Source organism: Vibrio gigantis (genome assembly GCF_024347515.1).
GTDB lineage: Bacteria > Pseudomonadota > Gammaproteobacteria > Enterobacterales > Vibrionaceae > Vibrio > Vibrio gigantis.
Map to the genome: position 1 here is coordinate 506027 of NZ_AP025493.1, position 16735 is coordinate 522761.

A 16735-nucleotide genomic window follows, 5' to 3' on the forward strand; every position below is an offset into this window, starting at 1 on the left:
TCATCGATTAACTCGCGATGCTTTGAAAAGCTGACCCGATATTTGAAGCTTGCCATCGATATATCAGTTTCTAACCGTCAATACCTTTGAGCAAAACAGCGGTTCCCATTCCTCCCCCCACACAGAGTGAAGCAACACCATAAGTTGTCTTTTGTTCGAGCATCTCATGGATAAGTGAAACAATAATTCGATTGCCTGAAGCTCCTAGAGGATGGCCTAGCGCGATCGCTCCACCATTCACATTAACCTTAGGTTTGAACGCCTCTAAAGGCAGGTCGTGCTGCTCAGAAAGCTGATACATCACACCAAGCGCTTGTGCTGCGAAGGCTTCATTCAGTTCAAACAAATCGATCTCTTCGAGTGTGAGTTCAGCTTTGTGGAGCGCTTTCGATACCGCTTCCACTGGGCCTAATCCCATGATTTTTGGGTCTAAGCCAGATTGTGCGTAACTGCTTAGCTCAACCAGTGGTGTTAGTCCGTATTTCGCGACGGCACTCTCTGATGCCAAGATAATTGCACTCGCACCATCATTGATTCCCGAAGCGTTGCCCGCCGTTACGGTCCCTTCACGGTCGAATGCCGGACGAAGCTTTTGTAGGCCTTCGAATGTCGCGTCAGATTTCGGATACTCATCAGTATCAAAAGTGACAGTCTGTCTGCGCTGCTTCACTTCAACCGGCACGATTTGCTCTGTGAATTTACCTGCTTCGATTGCCGCAACCGCTTTCTGTTGGCTCTCTAACGCATAGTTATCTTGAGCAAGGCGTGAAATGTTCAATGCATTCGCGATGTTTTCAGCCGTCATGCCCATGTGGTAATTGTTAAACGCGTCCGTTAAACCATCACCTACCAACAGATCTTTCATCGAAATGTCGCCCATCTTGTGTCCGTTACGAATACTTGACGGAACCACAAAAGGGATTTGAGACATCACTTCAACACCGGCAGCAACCACCACTTCAGCGTCTTGCGCCTTAATGTGCGCCGCGGCATCCATGACTGACTTCATGCCACTGCCACAAATCATGTTGACGCCGTACGCTGGTGTTTCTTCTGCAAGGCCTGCGTAGATTGAAGCTTGACGCGCTACGCCCATGCCTTGCCCAGCAGAAATCACGTTTCCGACGATCACTTCATCAACCGCATCTAGCGGAAGGTTTGCAGCCTCTAGTGCACCTTTAATCGCGACCCCAGCTAATTCGCCTGCTGACACGTTCTTGAGCGAACCTGTAAACGCGCCAATGGGCGTACGCTTTGCTGCAACAATAAATACCTTTTCCATCATTCAATCCCCTTAAGTTTTACTTATTAGTGCATGTACAAGCCGCCATTCACAGACAATGTCTCGCCTGTAATGTATGCGCCTGATTCACTTGCTAAAAAGCCCACTGCGTCTGCAATTTCTACAGGCGTCGCTAGACGTTTCATTGGGATTTGGTTTTTTATTGAATCAAGGACTTCAGGCTTCATTTGCTCAACCATAGGCGTGCCTGTATAGCCAGGGGCAACAACGTTTACTGTCACACCACTTCTTGCGCCTTCAGCAGCGAGTGCTTTTGAAAAACCAATCATTCCAGCCTTTGCTGCGGAATAATTAGTTTGTCCGAACTGACCTTTAAGACCGTTCACTGACGAAATGTTGATGACTCGGCAGTTGCCCTTTTCGCACATCGGTGCAAACAGAGGCTGTGTCACATTGAAAAGGCTGTTGAGGTTAGTCTCAATCACCTCTTTCCAAGCTTCGGCATCCATCTTTTTGAAAACGCTGTCACGAGTAATACCGGCGTTGTTGACCAAAACATCCACCGTGCCTTCTTCTTCTAACAACTTGCTTAAGCTTCGTGCACATTCAGCGGTGTTGGTGACATCTAATTCAAACAATCTCACTTGCTCTTCAGTAAATTGTTTTTCATTAAACCAATCCAGTGCGCACTGATAATTCCCAGTAAAATAGGTCGCGATAACACGATAGCCATCCGCGACTAATTTAGAAGAAATTGCTGAGCCGATACCGCCTTTTGATCCTGTAATTAAAGCAAGTTTTTTCATTAATGGTTCCATCCCTTACAAGCAATTAAATAACAATGATGTTAATAAGATAATGTCTTAGTCGATAATTAAACTTTACGTGTTGCTTTAATTAAACCCTACATCTCAAAATCAAAAAGTATTATTACAAATAAAAAATATTTTCATGTTAAGGCTGGAAATTTGACTTACATCCCAAAACCCATGAAATGTTGCGCTAATGTAAACTCTGCCAAACCACTGATATAAATAGGGTTTATTTAAATTCAATTATATCACCAAGCCGATAAGTCTTTGTTTATTATGAATAAAACAACACTCTATAACGTGTTTCAAGAAGAATGCAATATTGGAAAACTAAACAATTGATCGTGGAAATAATAGAGAGCTTATTATTCCTTATTAATAAATCTATCGGGGTCTTTCTATATCGAACTCAATATAAGTAAATGTTAAAATCACACTGGCTAACATTCTGACTAGATGAATAAAAGTGAATAGGCAATAAAAAAGCCCACTCTCAAGAGAGTGGGCTTTCAATCTAAATCAATAAATAGAAAGGCTAATCGCTATTAATACATATGACATTAGTATCGAAGTAGATATTACTTAGTAAATATTTCATTTGTATTTACATCTAAATAAATTTTATTTTCAAGAGACAGTCCACCACAATAGATAAAATAGACATCTCGGTCACTGTACTTCACCGATTTCACCCAACCACCTAATTCCTCGAAGTCACTTGGGTCACATTCTCCATCGGAGATCAGCTCTGCAACCGTATTGCGGAACTTCTCTTTATGGATCTTCAGATCGTCGGATTTAACCAAATATGAATCCAATATCTCTATGCTTTCTTTCTCGGAAATAATCACTTCATCATTCGATAGGCCAGACATCGAAACCCATTCGGCTGTCTGTGGCCCGCCTTCTTTTAGAACGATGTAATCTGAGATACGTGCCCATTCACCCTGCTTTTCGAGCACTTCGACTTTTTCGCCTTTGTAGAGGTAATCTGTTATCAAACCATCAATTTCCGGCTGTTCTACCACTTCAAGCTTTCTATCCAGAACGTAAAACTCTGTCTGCTCTGGCTCAGGTTTAAGTTCCATGATCGGTTTTAAATTAGCTTCAGGCTGAGCAACTTCTTCAACGGACTCTTCGGTTTTCTCTGCTGGTGTTGGGTCTTTTTTCATAACAAAGAAGTAGTACGCCGCTCCTCCTCCGCCCAATATTAACAATACAAGTAAAGCGATCAGCGCTTTTTTCATCAAATCCACCAGCTCTTCCGTTAAAGGTATGTCTCAAGTGTACATCAACTCATGCTGCTGCTCATCTATACTCTCAATAGAGAGCACGGTAAATAGAGGAAAGTCATGAGTTTCTGGGGGAAGGTTATCATTGTAAGCTTACCTTTGAGTGCCAATGTCGCTCTAGCGAATCATTGTGACCGCGAAAACTGGCAAATACTGTTAGATCGTCAGCTCTCGTTTGAAGGTCGCTATAATCAATACACCAACGAGTTCAACCAAGTTCTCTCGACCTATGAGTCACAAACATTGTTATCTAAACACTTTAATGAAAAGCAGGTCATTGAGCTTTGGGTAAAGTACGAAGAAAGGTTTAATGTACAGCTCAATAGTCATATGAATACCGCTTATGACGTCTCTGAGATTTTATTACAACAGGCGTACCTTGTTTCTACTGAGCTTGAAGGCGCTCAGTCTCTAGCGTATTCGTGGCAGGCCATCGCCAAACACTGCACCAAAGCAAAACTCACGCGTCAGGCAGAAAGTGCGCAGCTGCACATACAAAGCTCACAATCACTTTCCCGAGATCTCCAGACACTCAGTGAAAAATTCCGTCAGCTGTCTTCAAAATACCGAAGAGAAGCTAGGATGATTGATGAAGCACGCAGCACAAGCCAACCAAAAGACGATGTATCAAACTGAAATCGCCATTATATTACCTCACTTATCGACTGGACTTTTCCGATAAATATGTTCATTTCCACACAAAACATTCTAATAAGTCGTTAATCAATGTTTTATCAATAAGTTGTAAAACCAATGTTCTAACTATCAACAATGAAGTTCAATTTCCGACCAATGCAAGCAAGTATGTGAGATATTCATCACAAAATAGATTTACAAACGCCAGAAAATTGTTATCATGATTATTCATATAACTTAATAACAAGAAACATTTTGGCTAGGTAATATGCAAAAAACTATGGCTTTCAACTGCTTGAGTAACACGGAATGGACTGCAGAGATAAGAGGTAAACTTTTATCTGTAGCTAAACACATGGAAGAGTTCGGTTCAGTAAGTGAGCTAGAGCTATGTAAGATATTTGGAGAGACAATTTGGAATGACGGTGTGGATTATCATTCACATGCTTTTTCATTCAGGATTAATGCACAAACCGGGGATTGTTCAATCTCCAACTTTAAGTATCACTAAGTTTTGCACCTATTATATACGGAGTACCTTTCATAAGGTGCTCCGTTTTTTATTGCCTATACCTAACAACTGATCAATAATTTTTTGATACTGACTGTGCTTCTGCTTAAAGATCGTGTCATTTCGTTTTCAGCTCATTTCTCCGCTGTGTAGCTTCTCTATTTTCGCTTAATCAGTATAAATTGGCAGTGACGCATTGCCTTTTACTTGCCTTATCGCAAGGTGAGTATGAATATCTTTCACGTTAGAGAGCCTTTGAAGTTTTCTTGTAAATGCCTCATAGGCCATTAAGTTCGGACTAACCACTTCTAGCAGGTAGTCATAAGCACCAGATACAACGTGACAGCTGATCACCTCTTCCATCTCGACAATGGCACCTTCGAACTTATCGATCGACACTTCTTGGTGGTTGTTTAGGCTCACTTCGACAAACACACTCATCGCCACACCCACTTTTTCTCGGGACAAGCTCACGCGATAACCGTCGATGATACCTTTCTCTTCAAGTCTTTTAATGCGCCTCGCGCACGGTGACGCAGATAACCCGACTTCATCCGCTAATTCAGCCGTGGTTAGCCTGCCATCTTTTTGTAGCAGCTCGAGAAGATGCCTATCAATTCTATCCATAGTCAACACCAAACATTAGTTAGATCCGTTAATAATTTAACAAATATTAGCAAAGATCATCAACAATGATTCAAGTTAGACCAAAACTTGCCAACCTGTGGCACAACAACTATCTCATAATGAGCCATCATCCACTTTCTTTTTATTTTATGAACCTTGGCTATCTATCTATTACTGTCACTCTGCTCATTTGGGCGAGCTTTTTCCTTTCTCTTAAAGGCGGCGCGAATTCAGATTTAACACCTGCAGATATCGCTCTCACAAGATTTCTCATACCCGCTTTGGTGTTACTACCTATAGTGTGGAAAGCTCGTAGCGCCATTGCAGTCGTTCCTACACGATATCTAACAGGTATGTTTGTGGGTAGCGGATTGCCTTATCTACTTGTTGCAGGAACGGCCATGCAGTTTGTTCCGGTATCACATGGCAGTGCATTAGTTCCGGGAACACTTCCTCTGTTCGTCACAGGAATTGCAGTACTCTTTTTTAAGCAGCCACTTAGCCGTCACCGTGTTGTAGGTTTAAGCCTAGTTTTGCTCGGCATACTGTTATTTTTAGGAAAGAGCTTAAGTAGCTTCAACTTTGAACACACCAAAGGTCATTTGTTGTTTTTGTGCGGAAGCTTAATGTGGGCGACTTTTACTATCTCAGCCCGTGTCGCCAACCTTAATGCGTTAATCAGTGCGGGTTTTATTTCTCTCTGCTCTACTTTGCTGCTACTTGTCCTTATCTTAACAGGCACGCTCCCAAGCCACCTAATGGACACACCAATCGCTAATTGGCCATATGCAGAGCTTGCCGTTCATTCAGCAGTACAAGGTGTTGGAGCGGGTTTAATAGCGGCGTTCACTTATTTATATGCTGTTAATACATTAGGGGCTGAACGCTCAGCCGCTTTTGGCAGTGCAACACCTGCCGTTGCGACACTATTAGCAATTCCATTTTTTAACGAAATCCCAGATGCGATGACCTGGCTTGCCCTTGGTTCAATTTGCATCGGTAGCTTAGTCGCGAGCAATATCTTCATGAGAAACGATCAATCCATGCAATACCGACCGCCAAGTCATAACAAAGCGTAACGCCGATAATCTGCACCATTTCAAGCGGTTCGATGGCCAGGTTTCAGGTATGCCGCAGCCAGATAAGCCTACAAAGGTAGGCTTATCTAAAATCTGCTTTTTCTAAGCTCACTTCTCCATTAAACTGTCCGACCTTTTTGCCGATCCAAGAGAACACCATGCAACGCGACTACACCTTAAATTGCTTGATCACCATGCCTCGCCATGAACTAGAAGAATTTAGTTTAAGAATGATTCATCGCCTTGTTCCTGAAGATGCAATGACGGAATTATTTACGTTCGAGCAAGAAGAAGTCACCAGTGAAGAACGCATGCAATCTGCAAAATTCGACGCAATGTTAAGAATGACGGCTATCGCGCTTGGTGAAGTAAACCTAGCCTTCTCTGAGTCAGACAACTCACAACAGAATATCGAGCGCATGACTCGCCTACTGCTTTGGCACTTCTATTCAATATCTTTCAACCTTGAAGAAGCAATCGCAATCGAAGTGCACTGTGATAAAGTTGAGAAGATCTTAAAGAACGCACCAAAAGATGCATTCGGTTGGGTTAAAGAGTTAACTGAGTTGCTTCATTTCTACGCAAAAGTGAATGAAGGTAATGAAGAGAAGAAAGACGCATAACGTCATTTCTACATAACACGCTGCAATTCAAAAGTAGGCCAGTAAATCCCAAAGGCAGAAAGAACTATATCGAAGGCAAATAAAAGCTTTGCTGAAATGAGTTCTCTGCCTTTGTTGTTTCTAACACACTATGATGCAGCATCAGTATCGACTGCGCAATTTTGGTTCCTATGCCCAAAGAGCCATTCGGTGCTTCCTGCTCTACCTCATTGTGAATCACGACTCTCACCCGCTTCGAATCCGTCTCTAAATCAACACTCAGTGAAACTGCAGTACCATTTGGGCTATGCCTCAACGCATTATCTAGCAAGTTCAAAATCAACCTTTCAAGCAAGTCACTGTCACCGGCCGCTTTTACTCCATCAGGCATGTCGACCTTAAGTTCGACATCTTTATGGTGGTACTGACTTTGAATCGTTTCTAAGCACTCACTCAGCAACTCGTTCAAATCTATCGACACGTATTGATAGGTCGGGACAGGATTGTCATTCTTGGCACTATCGAGCAGCGAATGCAGTTGTTCAGACAGTTTATTGCCATTCCGGTATGCCACATCAATCAGTGGGTCTGAATATGGATTTTGGATCTTCCATGTTTCTAAGTAACCCAACACACTTGATAACGGTGTTTTCAGGTCATGGCTTAATTGCAATAAGCTTTGTCTGCGGTGGGACGACTGATACTCAAGCTGTAAGAATTGCTGCTGAATGTGTTTCGCCATCAACTGATAAGAGCGAGCAATTGGCACTAGCTCTGGCACTTGATGAATGAAGTTGGGGTCAAGACGGAAATCTTGCTCTGCTTGCTGCTGCAGTTTGTTCGTCACTTCTTCGATAGGGTTTAAAAGGCTGCGCTTCACGAGCAGGTAAGCGCCAATCGCAAAACCTAAGATGGAGATAAGCATAAGCCCTGCTAGCGCCATATAAGGTGTATCGACTTGTGAATTGGCAATCACGGTATGACGATTACTGCCAATCAACACGTACAGATACCCTACCGTGGAACCCAACTCTTCAATCGCAGCAACGGAGAATACCTTACGAGATCCCGGATTGATCGGGTCTTCGCCCAGAATCGGATAGGGCTCGCCATTTAAGAACTGTTTAATTGGTGCTAAGTCTATCTGGCTGGCCATCACTGTGCCTTCTGGGGCAGCGTTCGTCGTGATATTTCCCTGACTATCGAGAAAGTAGATGTCAAAGTCGGGGCCAATCAACATCAAAGTGTGAAATATGGACTTGAGGGCTTTGGGGTTGTAATCCGTGCCAATCATCAGAGGGTTATCATCGCGCATGTGAACCGCGAGCTCTTTGTGTAAGCTCTGTTTAGTTCTCTGCTCTATGGTCTCTTTTTGCCAATTATAGGTATAGGCGATAACCACACTCACGAGCAGAAACCACAAACTGGTAAATAGCACTAAACGCGATTTGAAACTCATGCTCTCTCCTCGATGGCTCTTTATCTTAGGATGCGACACATAGGCCTAAACTTTCGATTCGAACTTATAACCCACACCCCAAACGGTTTTAATGAAATCATCGTCACTATTCGGCATGGACAACTTAGTTCTCAAGCGGTTAACCGTGCTACACACCGTGTGGTGATAACCAGAATGATCGGTATTCCAAACGTGATTGAGTAGTTCGTCTTTGCTGTAGACGCGCCCTGGGCGAGTAGCTAAAAAGTGAAGTAACGTAAACTCGGTTGCAGTCAGTGGGACATCTTGATTATTCAATGAAACCTGATGACGCTCTGGTAGAATGGTAAGCCCACCAAAGCTCATCACGGATTCGGTTGATTGCGAATCTTTCACAGTTGCTTCAGAGTGACTTAAGCGACGCAGTACGTTCCTAACTCGTGCTTGAAACTCGAGTACGCTGAAAGGCTTGGTGATGTAGTCATCGACCCCAACTTCTAAACCCGACACTTTATCGAGCTCAGTATCTCTTGCAGTGAGCATTAACACAGGCGTCCAGTCTTCTTGTTGACGTAACAATCGACAGAACTCGAGACCATCGCCATCAGGTAAGCCTCGATCAAGCACGATCAAATCATACTGACCTCCCTGATATAACGCTTGAGCCTTTTCAATTGAGTTAGTTCTTACGACATCGTGCCCTTGGAACTTAAGGTGCATTTGAACCAGTTCTGCTAAATCATCGTCGTCTTCAACCAATAATATGTTTGCCATCAAATTTACCGCAGCACTATTCATGATCCCTGCTCTATTCGGAGTCTGCCCACCTTTCAATTGACCGGAACAGAGCAGGAATTCTTTCATTTCACTCTTAACCCAATCATTCAGTTCGGGTAATGGTGATTCTCGCACCTGGATTAAGGAAGCGATGATTAGCGCTTAGAGCAGAGGTCGTCAAGCCATCATCTTGACTGATAACCCCAGAGTGGAAGCTCACCACATCACTGTCATTTCTGACACTGTTAAAACCTTCCCCACCACCAGCTGGCCCAGGAATGGTGGTTGCAAGCTCGTCGTTGAGCTCCGTTCCCGAATCCCACACATTCATGTTCATGGTGAAGGTATCACCGACTGCTAAAGATTTCAGCGATAAGCCAGATTCACCAACAAACGCATCATTGGTGTTCACCAACATTGAAGCAACAGAGATATACCCTTCTTGATACGGGTCGACACGTATAGACACCGTGTCTTGTTCTCCGGAAAGAATCAGCCCATTGCCAGAGATGCCTTGATAAACATTAGCGTCGCTGTCGCTGAGCGCTAGGAGTTCAGCATTACTCCCCCCTTCAGCTAAGTATTCAAGGTCAATAGAAGCACTTTGGCCGATTTCAAACAGCTCAAAACTTGAGTTATGAGTCAGCACTGCTAGAGGCGACATGGGTTGGTTGGGCGTGAGGTTGGTAACGCTCACATTGTAACGGTAGTAATCATCGTCATCATCAGGACAGCCGGCTAATACAGCGACAGAAGCCGCAATAAATAATATTCTAGCTTTCATATATCCCCCTTACTTTACGACGATAGTGATGGTTGCCACAGGGTTTAACCAGCGATGGCTACTGCTATCAAGGTCACTAATTCCACCCGCAGGATCACTATCACCAATGTTGCCCGGATGAATATGAACCTTAGCGTTAGACACGGCAGTCTCTACACCTGTACCGCCAGCACCAAAGGTAATAAAGGGAGGATTTGGCATACTACTAGCCAACTCATCATTGGCTTCAGTGCCTGCATCGTAGCCATTCAGTGTGGCTTTATAGGTACCGGCTTGAGTTGGGATCTTCCAGCTGTCTAATCCAACAAAGCCATCGTTGGTCGGCAACAACATCGCGCCGAGTGACAAGTACGCTAAATCACCCGTATCAATATCGAATGTGGTCGCAACACCTGGGTCAAGAATGCCGCTAGCAGGGTTTTCAACGACTACACCACCTGCATTGGCGATCACACCAGATAACCCCGAGATGTCTCCTCCTTCCGCCATTGATTCCAACTCAGCAGAAGCGGTTTCCCCCGTTCTAAACATGAACAAGCTTGAATCGTGAGCCGCTGCCAAGATTGGCGTAAAGTAGATCCCTTTCGTCGCATTAGTCAGTGTCACCTCAAGCTGGGCTGCCTGAGTTTGAACAGCTCCAAGAGTGAGCATCGCTGAGCCGATCACTAAGCTGATTTGAGTACGTTTATTCATTTTGATTCCATCCTTTATCGAGTCCTTTCGTGACCGGCGAATCAATAACATCGAAATACGTGTTATCTAGTCAGCCACGAACTGTGGTGTTGTTGACTCTAAGAATGGCGATCAAATCTATCAGCAACTTCATTGAATTCTCATAAAAGTCTCACAAGTTTATCCAAACTTATTACAGCCCAGATAAGCAGCCATAAAGCGCTGAATATTTAATCGAAATTAGTCGCTTCACACAGCAAAAGGGAAACGTTAAAAATAGAATGAGAAAGGAAGAAAGCGCAAAAAAGCCGAATCGATTTACCGATTCGGCCTCTGTTTTTGTGTATTGTTGCTCGTTCTAAGAACCGTATAGACCTCTAAGCAAAGCTAACAGTACAACATCAATTTAGAACGCGTAGTTTGCGTCAATAAGCTCGCTTACTTCAACTTTCGTTACTTCAGCACGCGCTTCAAGCCACTGTGCGACTTGCAGTTGCTCTGCTTCAGTTACTGAGCGGTAACGCTCGATAGAACATAAGAAACCTTCAAACAGCTCTAGGCCACCGCCACCAAAGCATAGACCGATGCTATCGATGAAATCGATGAACTCGTCAATGAACACATCGTATTGGTCAAAATCAGCAATCGATGTCTTGCAGCTTACTTCAAAACCCAGAATCGCGAATTCACCTAGGTATAGCTTTTTGCGTAGGCGACGATTTTTGTTTTCGATTTTATCTAATTTCATAACTGTCTCTCTTTTCATTTGATTAAGCATTTATACACAGTTCTAACCCAATCCCCAAGTGTTTTGTCTTGCATGAGAAGCGTCATAGCAAGAATCGTGCTGCAGAAACAAAAACTTAATAAAAACCATAAAAGTCTGTCACTTAACTGCTTCACGATTGGTCACACATTTACTCAACTTATTAACCCATTAGTTAGTAGGTGGGTAAGTCATAAATAACGAATAATAAAGTCAGCCAATAGGAAGCAGTCGCGATGAGCAAGGAAACATTTGATAGCACTCGTTTTAACAAGAGTAAAAACAAACCCTTCGAAGAAGTTCTAGATGCAAACCTTTCAAGAAGAAATGTATTAAAAGGCGGGTTAGGCATCAGTGCAATGACCGCCTTTGGCGCGTTTGGACTTTCTGGATGCAATTCTTCTAGTCCAGATACTTCAGGAGGTAACGGGTCTGGAGTCTCAAGTGCGGTACTGAATTTTGATTCAATTCCGGGCTCACTAACCGATGCAGTCTCAGTTCCACCAGGTTACATGGCACAAGTTTTGGTGCCATGGGGAATGCCGCTTAATGCACAGGGCAGTGCATGGAAGGATGACGGCAGTAACACAAGCGAAGAGCAGTTAAATGCGCTTGGGATGCACCACGACGGGATGCACTTTTTCCCATTAAATGACAGCAACGCAGATGGTTTGTTATGTATTAACCACGAATATATTGATACGAATGCTCTACACCCTAACGGGCAGACCATAGTCGGTGGTGTTCGTACTGTTGTTGATGAAGTACGTAAAGAAATTAATGCCCACGGTGTGTCAGTTGTTCGAATTCAACTCGAAGACAATATGTGGAAATTGGTTGATACCGACCCACTCAACCGTCGCTATACTGGCGCGACAGCAATGGACTTGTCTGGTCCTGTTGCACATACCGCGCTAACTGTGACCCGCTTCTCCCCTGATGGCAGCCAAGCACGTGGTACATTAAACAACTGTGGTAATGGTTTCACTCCTTGGGGTACTTACCTAACATGTGAAGAAAACTGGCCCGGTTATTTCGTTAATGCTGGCGTTCGAACTGAAGAACAAGACCGTATAGGTATCGACGATAGCAGCACGCGTTACTTGTGGGAAACATTGGCTGGCAATGCAGAAGAACGTTTAGATGAATTCACTCGCTTTAACATTGAGCCTACAGGCGCAAGCTCAATGGACGATTACCGCAACGAAGCAAATGGCCATGGTTATATTGTTGAAATCGACCCTTACACAGAGAATGCTCGAGCGAAAAAGCGCACTGCTCTTGGTCGTTTTCGTCACGAAGGCTGTACTTTTAGTAAGCTAGAAGCGGGTCAGCCAGTTGTCTTCTACTCAGGTCACGATTCTCGTTTTGAGTACCTGTACAAATTCGAATCTACTGTCGCGTGGGATCCAGCGGATGCTAACCCATCAAACCGACTAGCAACAGGCGATAAATACATGGATGAAGGCACACTTTACGTGGCGCGCTTCAACGATGACAACTCTGGCACATGGCTGCCATTAACGCTAGATAGCGTAACGTTATCAGGCGGTGTTCTAGCTGATAATTTCAACTCTTTAGCTGAAATTATCTTAAATACAGCAGGAGCAGCAGACCTTGTAGGTGCAACACCAATGGATCGCCCAGAGTGGTGTTCAGTGGACCCATACACTGGCTCTGTCTATCTAACTCTTACGAACAACACTGCGCGTACCGATGAAACGAACGCGGCAAACCCACGTTTGAACAACAAGTTTGGTCATGTTATCCGTTGGGATGAAGGTGAAAGCGCAACTGAGTTCACTTGGGATATTTTTGTATTCGGTTCACCTGCCAACGGCGATGCAGACACCAACCGTTCTGGCCTTACGGATATGAACCAGTTCGCGAGCCCAGATGGCTTGGCATTCGATGCTCGTGGCATATTATGGATTCAGACTGATAACGGCGCAGATGAAGTGACGAGTTATACCAACGACCAAATGTTAGCAGTGGTTCCGTCTAAGCTAACAGACGACAATGGTAACAGTGCAGTAATTGGTGCTGATAACCAAGCACAATTGAAGCGTTTCTTTGTCGGTCCAAATGGATGTGAGGTAACTGGCTTTACGATTAGTCCAGATTACAAATCACTGTTTGTAAACATTCAACACCCAGGCAATTGGCCATACAGCGATGATGCAGAAGAAGAGACTCCGTCAGGAGTATCGGTTCGCCCTCGAGCAGCAACAGTTGTGATTCGCCGTGAGGACGGTGGTGAAATCGCAGTTTAATCGGTAGAACTGGCTAAGATCGGAAATATTTCTAACATCTAGCTACGTAAAACCAAAAAGAGCGATAAGGCCAACTGCCCTATCGCTCTTTTTATATTCTATTCAATCTTTGGTATAAAGCTCATCGCCATACCAAGAGCTTGTTATCCCAAGCTCTCGTCATCCTCGAGAAGGAGAAACGACTGAGTCGGGATCTCTAACCGTTATAGTTAATCGTAATACCGTTAATCACAGTTAACTCACGAACAACCACACACCAACACCCATCATAAGTGTGCCTGCAATGCGGTTCATTAACTTCACGTTATCAGCCTTACCTAGCATATGCTTCAGGCTCTTACCGCCTGTCGCGTACAGAGTCATACAAACAAACTCAGAAACCAGAATGATCGACACAAGAATGAGCAGTTGCGGTGCTAAGTCTTTACTGCTGTTGATAAAAGGAGGAAGCAGGGAGATCATAAATGCCCACCCCTTCGGGTTCGCAATTGCAGTCACAAAACCTTGAACCACGAGATCCCAATCATTATTCACTTGCGTATTTTGATTGTCAGTACTGATCGCCAATTTACCTCTCGAACGCCACATCTGAACACCCAAGTAGAACAAGTAGCCTGCGCCAACAAACTTAAAGCCCGTAAACAACCATGGGTAGTTAAGCATAATTGAGGCAATGCCCAATACCGCTGCAACCGAAACCACAGCGACGCCAGCTAACTCACCAATCATCATCCATAATGTGCGTTTGTAGCCAATACTCATACCCAACGTTAAGGCTAAAGTCATGCACATGCCAGGGGTGATTGAAACAAAGAAAAACGTGGGAATGAAAGCCAAAAGTAGCGCGCTATCCATATTATTACCTTACTGCCTTGTTACTGCTTAAAACTGACTGCTCCCCACTTAGGAAACAGTTCACTGAAAATTGGGATTACTGAAAGAACGATGATTACAAACGCTGAATAATCATTTATTTATGGCGACCATGTTTGTAAATAAAACCGCGTCCAGAAACGCAAAAGAGCCACAATACAGTGGCTCTTTTCCATCACCAACCGTAATTTTACTTACGACGGTTTTTAATTCGCTTCATCATAGTCAAACGACGTTCTGCACTCGCTTGATCTTGAGGCTCTTCGTTCGCGTTGTTCTTACGACCTTGGCGGTTTTTGTAAGCCGACTTAGTGTTCAGCTTTTCAATGTAAGCGTCACGCTTCTTCGGTTCGTAACCCGGTTGTTCCACACGGCGAATGCGCTGTTGAATCAGCTTTTCAACCTGAACAACAGTCAGCTCTTCTTCGCGGTTAACGAAAGACACGGCGTGACCTTGCTTACCTGCGCGACCAGTACGTCCAATACGGTGAACATAGTCTTCTGCTAGGAAAGGCATGTCGTAGTTGATTACGTGTGGTAAGTCTTCGATATCAAGACCACGAGCCGCAACGTCTGTTGCTACCATTACACGCGCTTTACCTTCTTTAAAATCGTCTAGAGCACGACGACGAGCACTTTGCGCCTTATCACCGTGACACAGTACAGCTTTAATGCCGTCTAGCTTAAGCTCTTTAACCACGTCATTCGCTGTTTCTTTGTAGTTCACGAACACAAGCACTTGGCGCCAGTTTTTACGACCAATCAGTTCAGAAAGCAGTTCTGTTTTACGCTCTTGATCCACTGGGTAAACCACGTGACCGACAGTAGCAGCCGTTGAGTTTTCACGTTCAACACTGATACGTTTTGGTTTACGTAGAATATCAACCGAAAGTTGGTTCAACTGCGTCGATGTTGTCGCCGAGAACATCATGATTTGTGGAGAGGTTTCTACATCCAGCATGATCTTACGAACCGCATTGATGAAACCCATATCAAGGATACGGTCAGCTTCATCAAATACTAGGAATTCTAGATTGGCAATAGACACGTTACCCGCTTCTAAGTGCTCTTCTAAACGGCCTGGAGTCGCAACCAGAATGTCCACACCCAGCTCTAGTTGGCGAACCTGTGAAGACATCTTGTTACCACCGTAAACCGCAGAAACGCTTAGTTCAGTGTATTTAACGTAGTCTTTGATGTTTTGAGCGATCTGCGCAGCAAGCTCACGAGTTGGAGCCAGAATAAGGCCGCGAGCCGTTCCTCGAGATGCTTTTTTGCCGCTGTTCAGTAGGTGCTGAATAACAGGCAATGAGAATGCCGCTGTTTTACCCGTACCGGTTTGAGCAGTAGCAAAAATATCATGGCCTTTACGAGCCATTGGAATCGCTTTTTGTTGAATTGGAGTGAGTTTTTCATAACCACACTCAGTCAACGCTTTGACTAATTCAGGAGCAAAACCTTGAGAGGAAAATGACATTGTTACGGGTTCCTTAAGCAGACAGCCTACATTCTTATTTCAGCCGAGCACTATAAAGTAATTAGAGTGATTTATCTCACATTTATCGTGATATAACGCAAACTTTCTCATTTAATCTGGTGTTTACTCCGCCTTTAACGAAGTAAACACCGAGATCGTTGGTTCAAACAGCAAAAATACCGCTATTTGGTACCACACAACTTGAGACGATACTGCTCAAGATCGCGCCATGGCATGGACAGCGAGTCAATCGCTTCTGAGAAAACTCGGAGTTATAGACCGGAATTCGATTAAATGAAGAGTGACTGTGCACTGTAATGATAGCCAAGTTCAGTTATCCCTTAACTTTTCTACCAAATATCCAAATCATTGGAGCCGGAATGCTCACCATCATGTGGCAACTCATTTGAATAATGAGTGCGTTCCATCAAATCAGCTTTGTGATAAGCAAATCTAACACCCGGCTTCCGCATATTTTGAGAGCGTAAATATGCTTTAGTGCTCTTCACCTCTAATTGTACTTCGTGCACCTTATCCATCGCTAGCTTTTTAGTCTGGAACTCTGCATAAGAGCCATCTCCAAAATAAACAAAGTGCTTAACATCCTTCTTTAATCTCCCTCCATAACATTTAATAAGGATTACGCACGTTAATAGAAACAGCACACTTAATAAAATCAAGCTCACAGGTTTCTCACTATTAAGTGTTTAGATCTCTTTAGTAAGTCATTAGCACCAGGGCTATTAACAGTAAAAGGCATAGTTTAACCTCAAGACCATTCATAAAGTTTGTCGAATCATCTAACTTTTGTTGTATTTATCCGATTGGAATTACCTAATAATTAGGCACTTAGTCAGGTACGAGCAGCATCTA

17 protein-coding genes are annotated in these 16735 nt (G+C 43.8%); 5 read left to right on the forward strand and 12 right to left on the reverse strand.

Going from position 1 to position 16735, the window contains the following annotated elements; genetic code table 11:
* Positions 1–70 precede the first annotated feature (70 nt).
* From OCV56_RS18360 to OCV56_RS18370, 3 genes are all read right to left on the reverse strand, one after another.
* Entirely contained in the window at positions 71–1282 is a 1212-nt protein-coding gene (locus tag OCV56_RS18360) for an acetyl-CoA C-acetyltransferase (RefSeq protein ID WP_086714203.1), read from the reverse strand.
* A 26-nt stretch (positions 1283–1308) separates the two neighbouring features.
* The gene (locus OCV56_RS18365; RefSeq protein WP_086714157.1) at positions 1309–2049 is read right to left on the reverse strand and encodes an SDR family oxidoreductase; all 741 of its coding nucleotides are present in this window, start codon (positions 2047–2049) and stop codon (positions 1309–1311) included.
* A gap of 584 nt (positions 2050–2633) precedes the next feature.
* Positions 2634–3311 (reverse strand): SH3 domain-containing protein, encoded by a 678-nt coding sequence (locus OCV56_RS18370; protein ID WP_086714156.1) that lies wholly within the window; start codon positions 3309–3311, stop codon positions 2634–2636.
* A gap of 96 nt (positions 3312–3407) precedes the next feature.
* On the opposite strand from OCV56_RS18370, the gene OCV56_RS18375 reads away from it, so the two are divergent.
* Together OCV56_RS18375 and OCV56_RS18380 are read left to right on the forward strand one after the other, a co-directional pair.
* Positions 3408–3983, forward strand: a complete 576-nt coding sequence (locus OCV56_RS18375) for a hypothetical protein (RefSeq protein ID WP_086714155.1) — start codon at positions 3408–3410, stop codon at positions 3981–3983.
* Between the two features lie 268 nt (positions 3984–4251).
* Positions 4252–4494, forward strand: a complete 243-nt coding sequence (locus OCV56_RS18380; RefSeq protein ID WP_017062621.1) for a hypothetical protein — start codon at positions 4252–4254, stop codon at positions 4492–4494.
* 168 nt (positions 4495–4662) lie between these two features.
* On the opposite strand, the gene OCV56_RS18385 is transcribed toward OCV56_RS18380, so the two are convergent.
* Positions 4663–5121, reverse strand: a complete 459-nt coding sequence (locus tag OCV56_RS18385; RefSeq protein WP_086714154.1) for an Lrp/AsnC family transcriptional regulator — start codon at positions 5119–5121, stop codon at positions 4663–4665.
* A 149-nt stretch (positions 5122–5270) separates the two neighbouring features.
* Between OCV56_RS18385 and OCV56_RS18390 the strand changes: the two genes are divergently transcribed.
* Both OCV56_RS18390 and OCV56_RS18395 read left to right on the forward strand, forming a co-directional pair.
* Positions 5271–6200: a DMT family transporter gene (locus OCV56_RS18390; RefSeq protein WP_086714202.1), complete on the forward strand. Its 930-nt coding sequence runs from the start codon at positions 5271–5273 to the stop codon at positions 6198–6200.
* A 158-nt stretch (positions 6201–6358) separates the two neighbouring features.
* Positions 6359–6823, forward strand: a complete 465-nt coding sequence (locus OCV56_RS18395; RefSeq protein WP_086714153.1) for an exoribonuclease R — start codon at positions 6359–6361, stop codon at positions 6821–6823.
* 64 nt (positions 6824–6887) lie between these two features.
* Here OCV56_RS18395 and OCV56_RS18400 read toward each other — a convergent pair whose 3' ends face one another.
* The 5 genes from OCV56_RS18400 to OCV56_RS18420 form a co-directional block, all read right to left on the reverse strand.
* A complete protein-coding gene (locus OCV56_RS18400; RefSeq protein WP_086714152.1) occupies positions 6888–8261 on the reverse strand; it encodes a sensor histidine kinase in 1374 nt (457 codons plus the stop codon).
* Positions 8262–8306: 45 nt separating this feature from the next.
* Positions 8307–9038: a response regulator transcription factor gene (locus tag OCV56_RS18405; RefSeq protein WP_086714151.1), complete on the reverse strand. Its 732-nt coding sequence runs from the start codon at positions 9036–9038 to the stop codon at positions 8307–8309.
* Positions 9039–9120: 82 nt separating this feature from the next.
* Positions 9121–9801 carry a spondin domain-containing protein gene (locus OCV56_RS18410; RefSeq protein ID WP_086714150.1) on the reverse strand — a complete coding sequence of 227 codons (681 nt, stop codon included), beginning with the start codon at positions 9799–9801 and terminating at the stop codon, positions 9121–9123.
* Positions 9802–9810: 9 nt separating this feature from the next.
* Positions 9811–10494: a spondin domain-containing protein gene (locus OCV56_RS18415; protein WP_086714149.1), complete on the reverse strand. Its 684-nt coding sequence runs from the start codon at positions 10492–10494 to the stop codon at positions 9811–9813.
* Positions 10495–10879: 385 nt separating this feature from the next.
* Positions 10880–11221: a YggL 50S ribosome-binding family protein gene (locus tag OCV56_RS18420; protein ID WP_008219317.1), complete on the reverse strand. Its 342-nt coding sequence runs from the start codon at positions 11219–11221 to the stop codon at positions 10880–10882.
* A gap of 254 nt (positions 11222–11475) precedes the next feature.
* On the opposite strand from OCV56_RS18420, the gene OCV56_RS18425 reads away from it, so the two are divergent.
* Positions 11476–13512: a PhoX family protein gene (locus OCV56_RS18425; protein ID WP_086714147.1), complete on the forward strand. Its 2037-nt coding sequence runs from the start codon at positions 11476–11478 to the stop codon at positions 13510–13512.
* A gap of 234 nt (positions 13513–13746) precedes the next feature.
* Here the strand turns inward: OCV56_RS18425 and OCV56_RS18430 are convergent, their stop codons facing one another.
* The 3 genes from OCV56_RS18430 to OCV56_RS18440 form a co-directional block, all read right to left on the reverse strand.
* Entirely contained in the window at positions 13747–14367 is a 621-nt protein-coding gene (locus tag OCV56_RS18430) for a LysE family translocator (protein ID WP_086714146.1), read from the reverse strand.
* Positions 14368–14575: 208 nt separating this feature from the next.
* Positions 14576–15862: a DEAD/DEAH box helicase gene (locus OCV56_RS18435; RefSeq protein WP_017631840.1), complete on the reverse strand. Its 1287-nt coding sequence runs from the start codon at positions 15860–15862 to the stop codon at positions 14576–14578.
* Positions 15863–16212: 350 nt separating this feature from the next.
* Positions 16213–16548 (reverse strand): hypothetical protein, encoded by a 336-nt coding sequence (locus OCV56_RS18440; RefSeq protein ID WP_086714145.1) that lies wholly within the window; start codon positions 16546–16548, stop codon positions 16213–16215.
* Between the last annotated feature and the right edge of the window lie 187 nt (positions 16549–16735).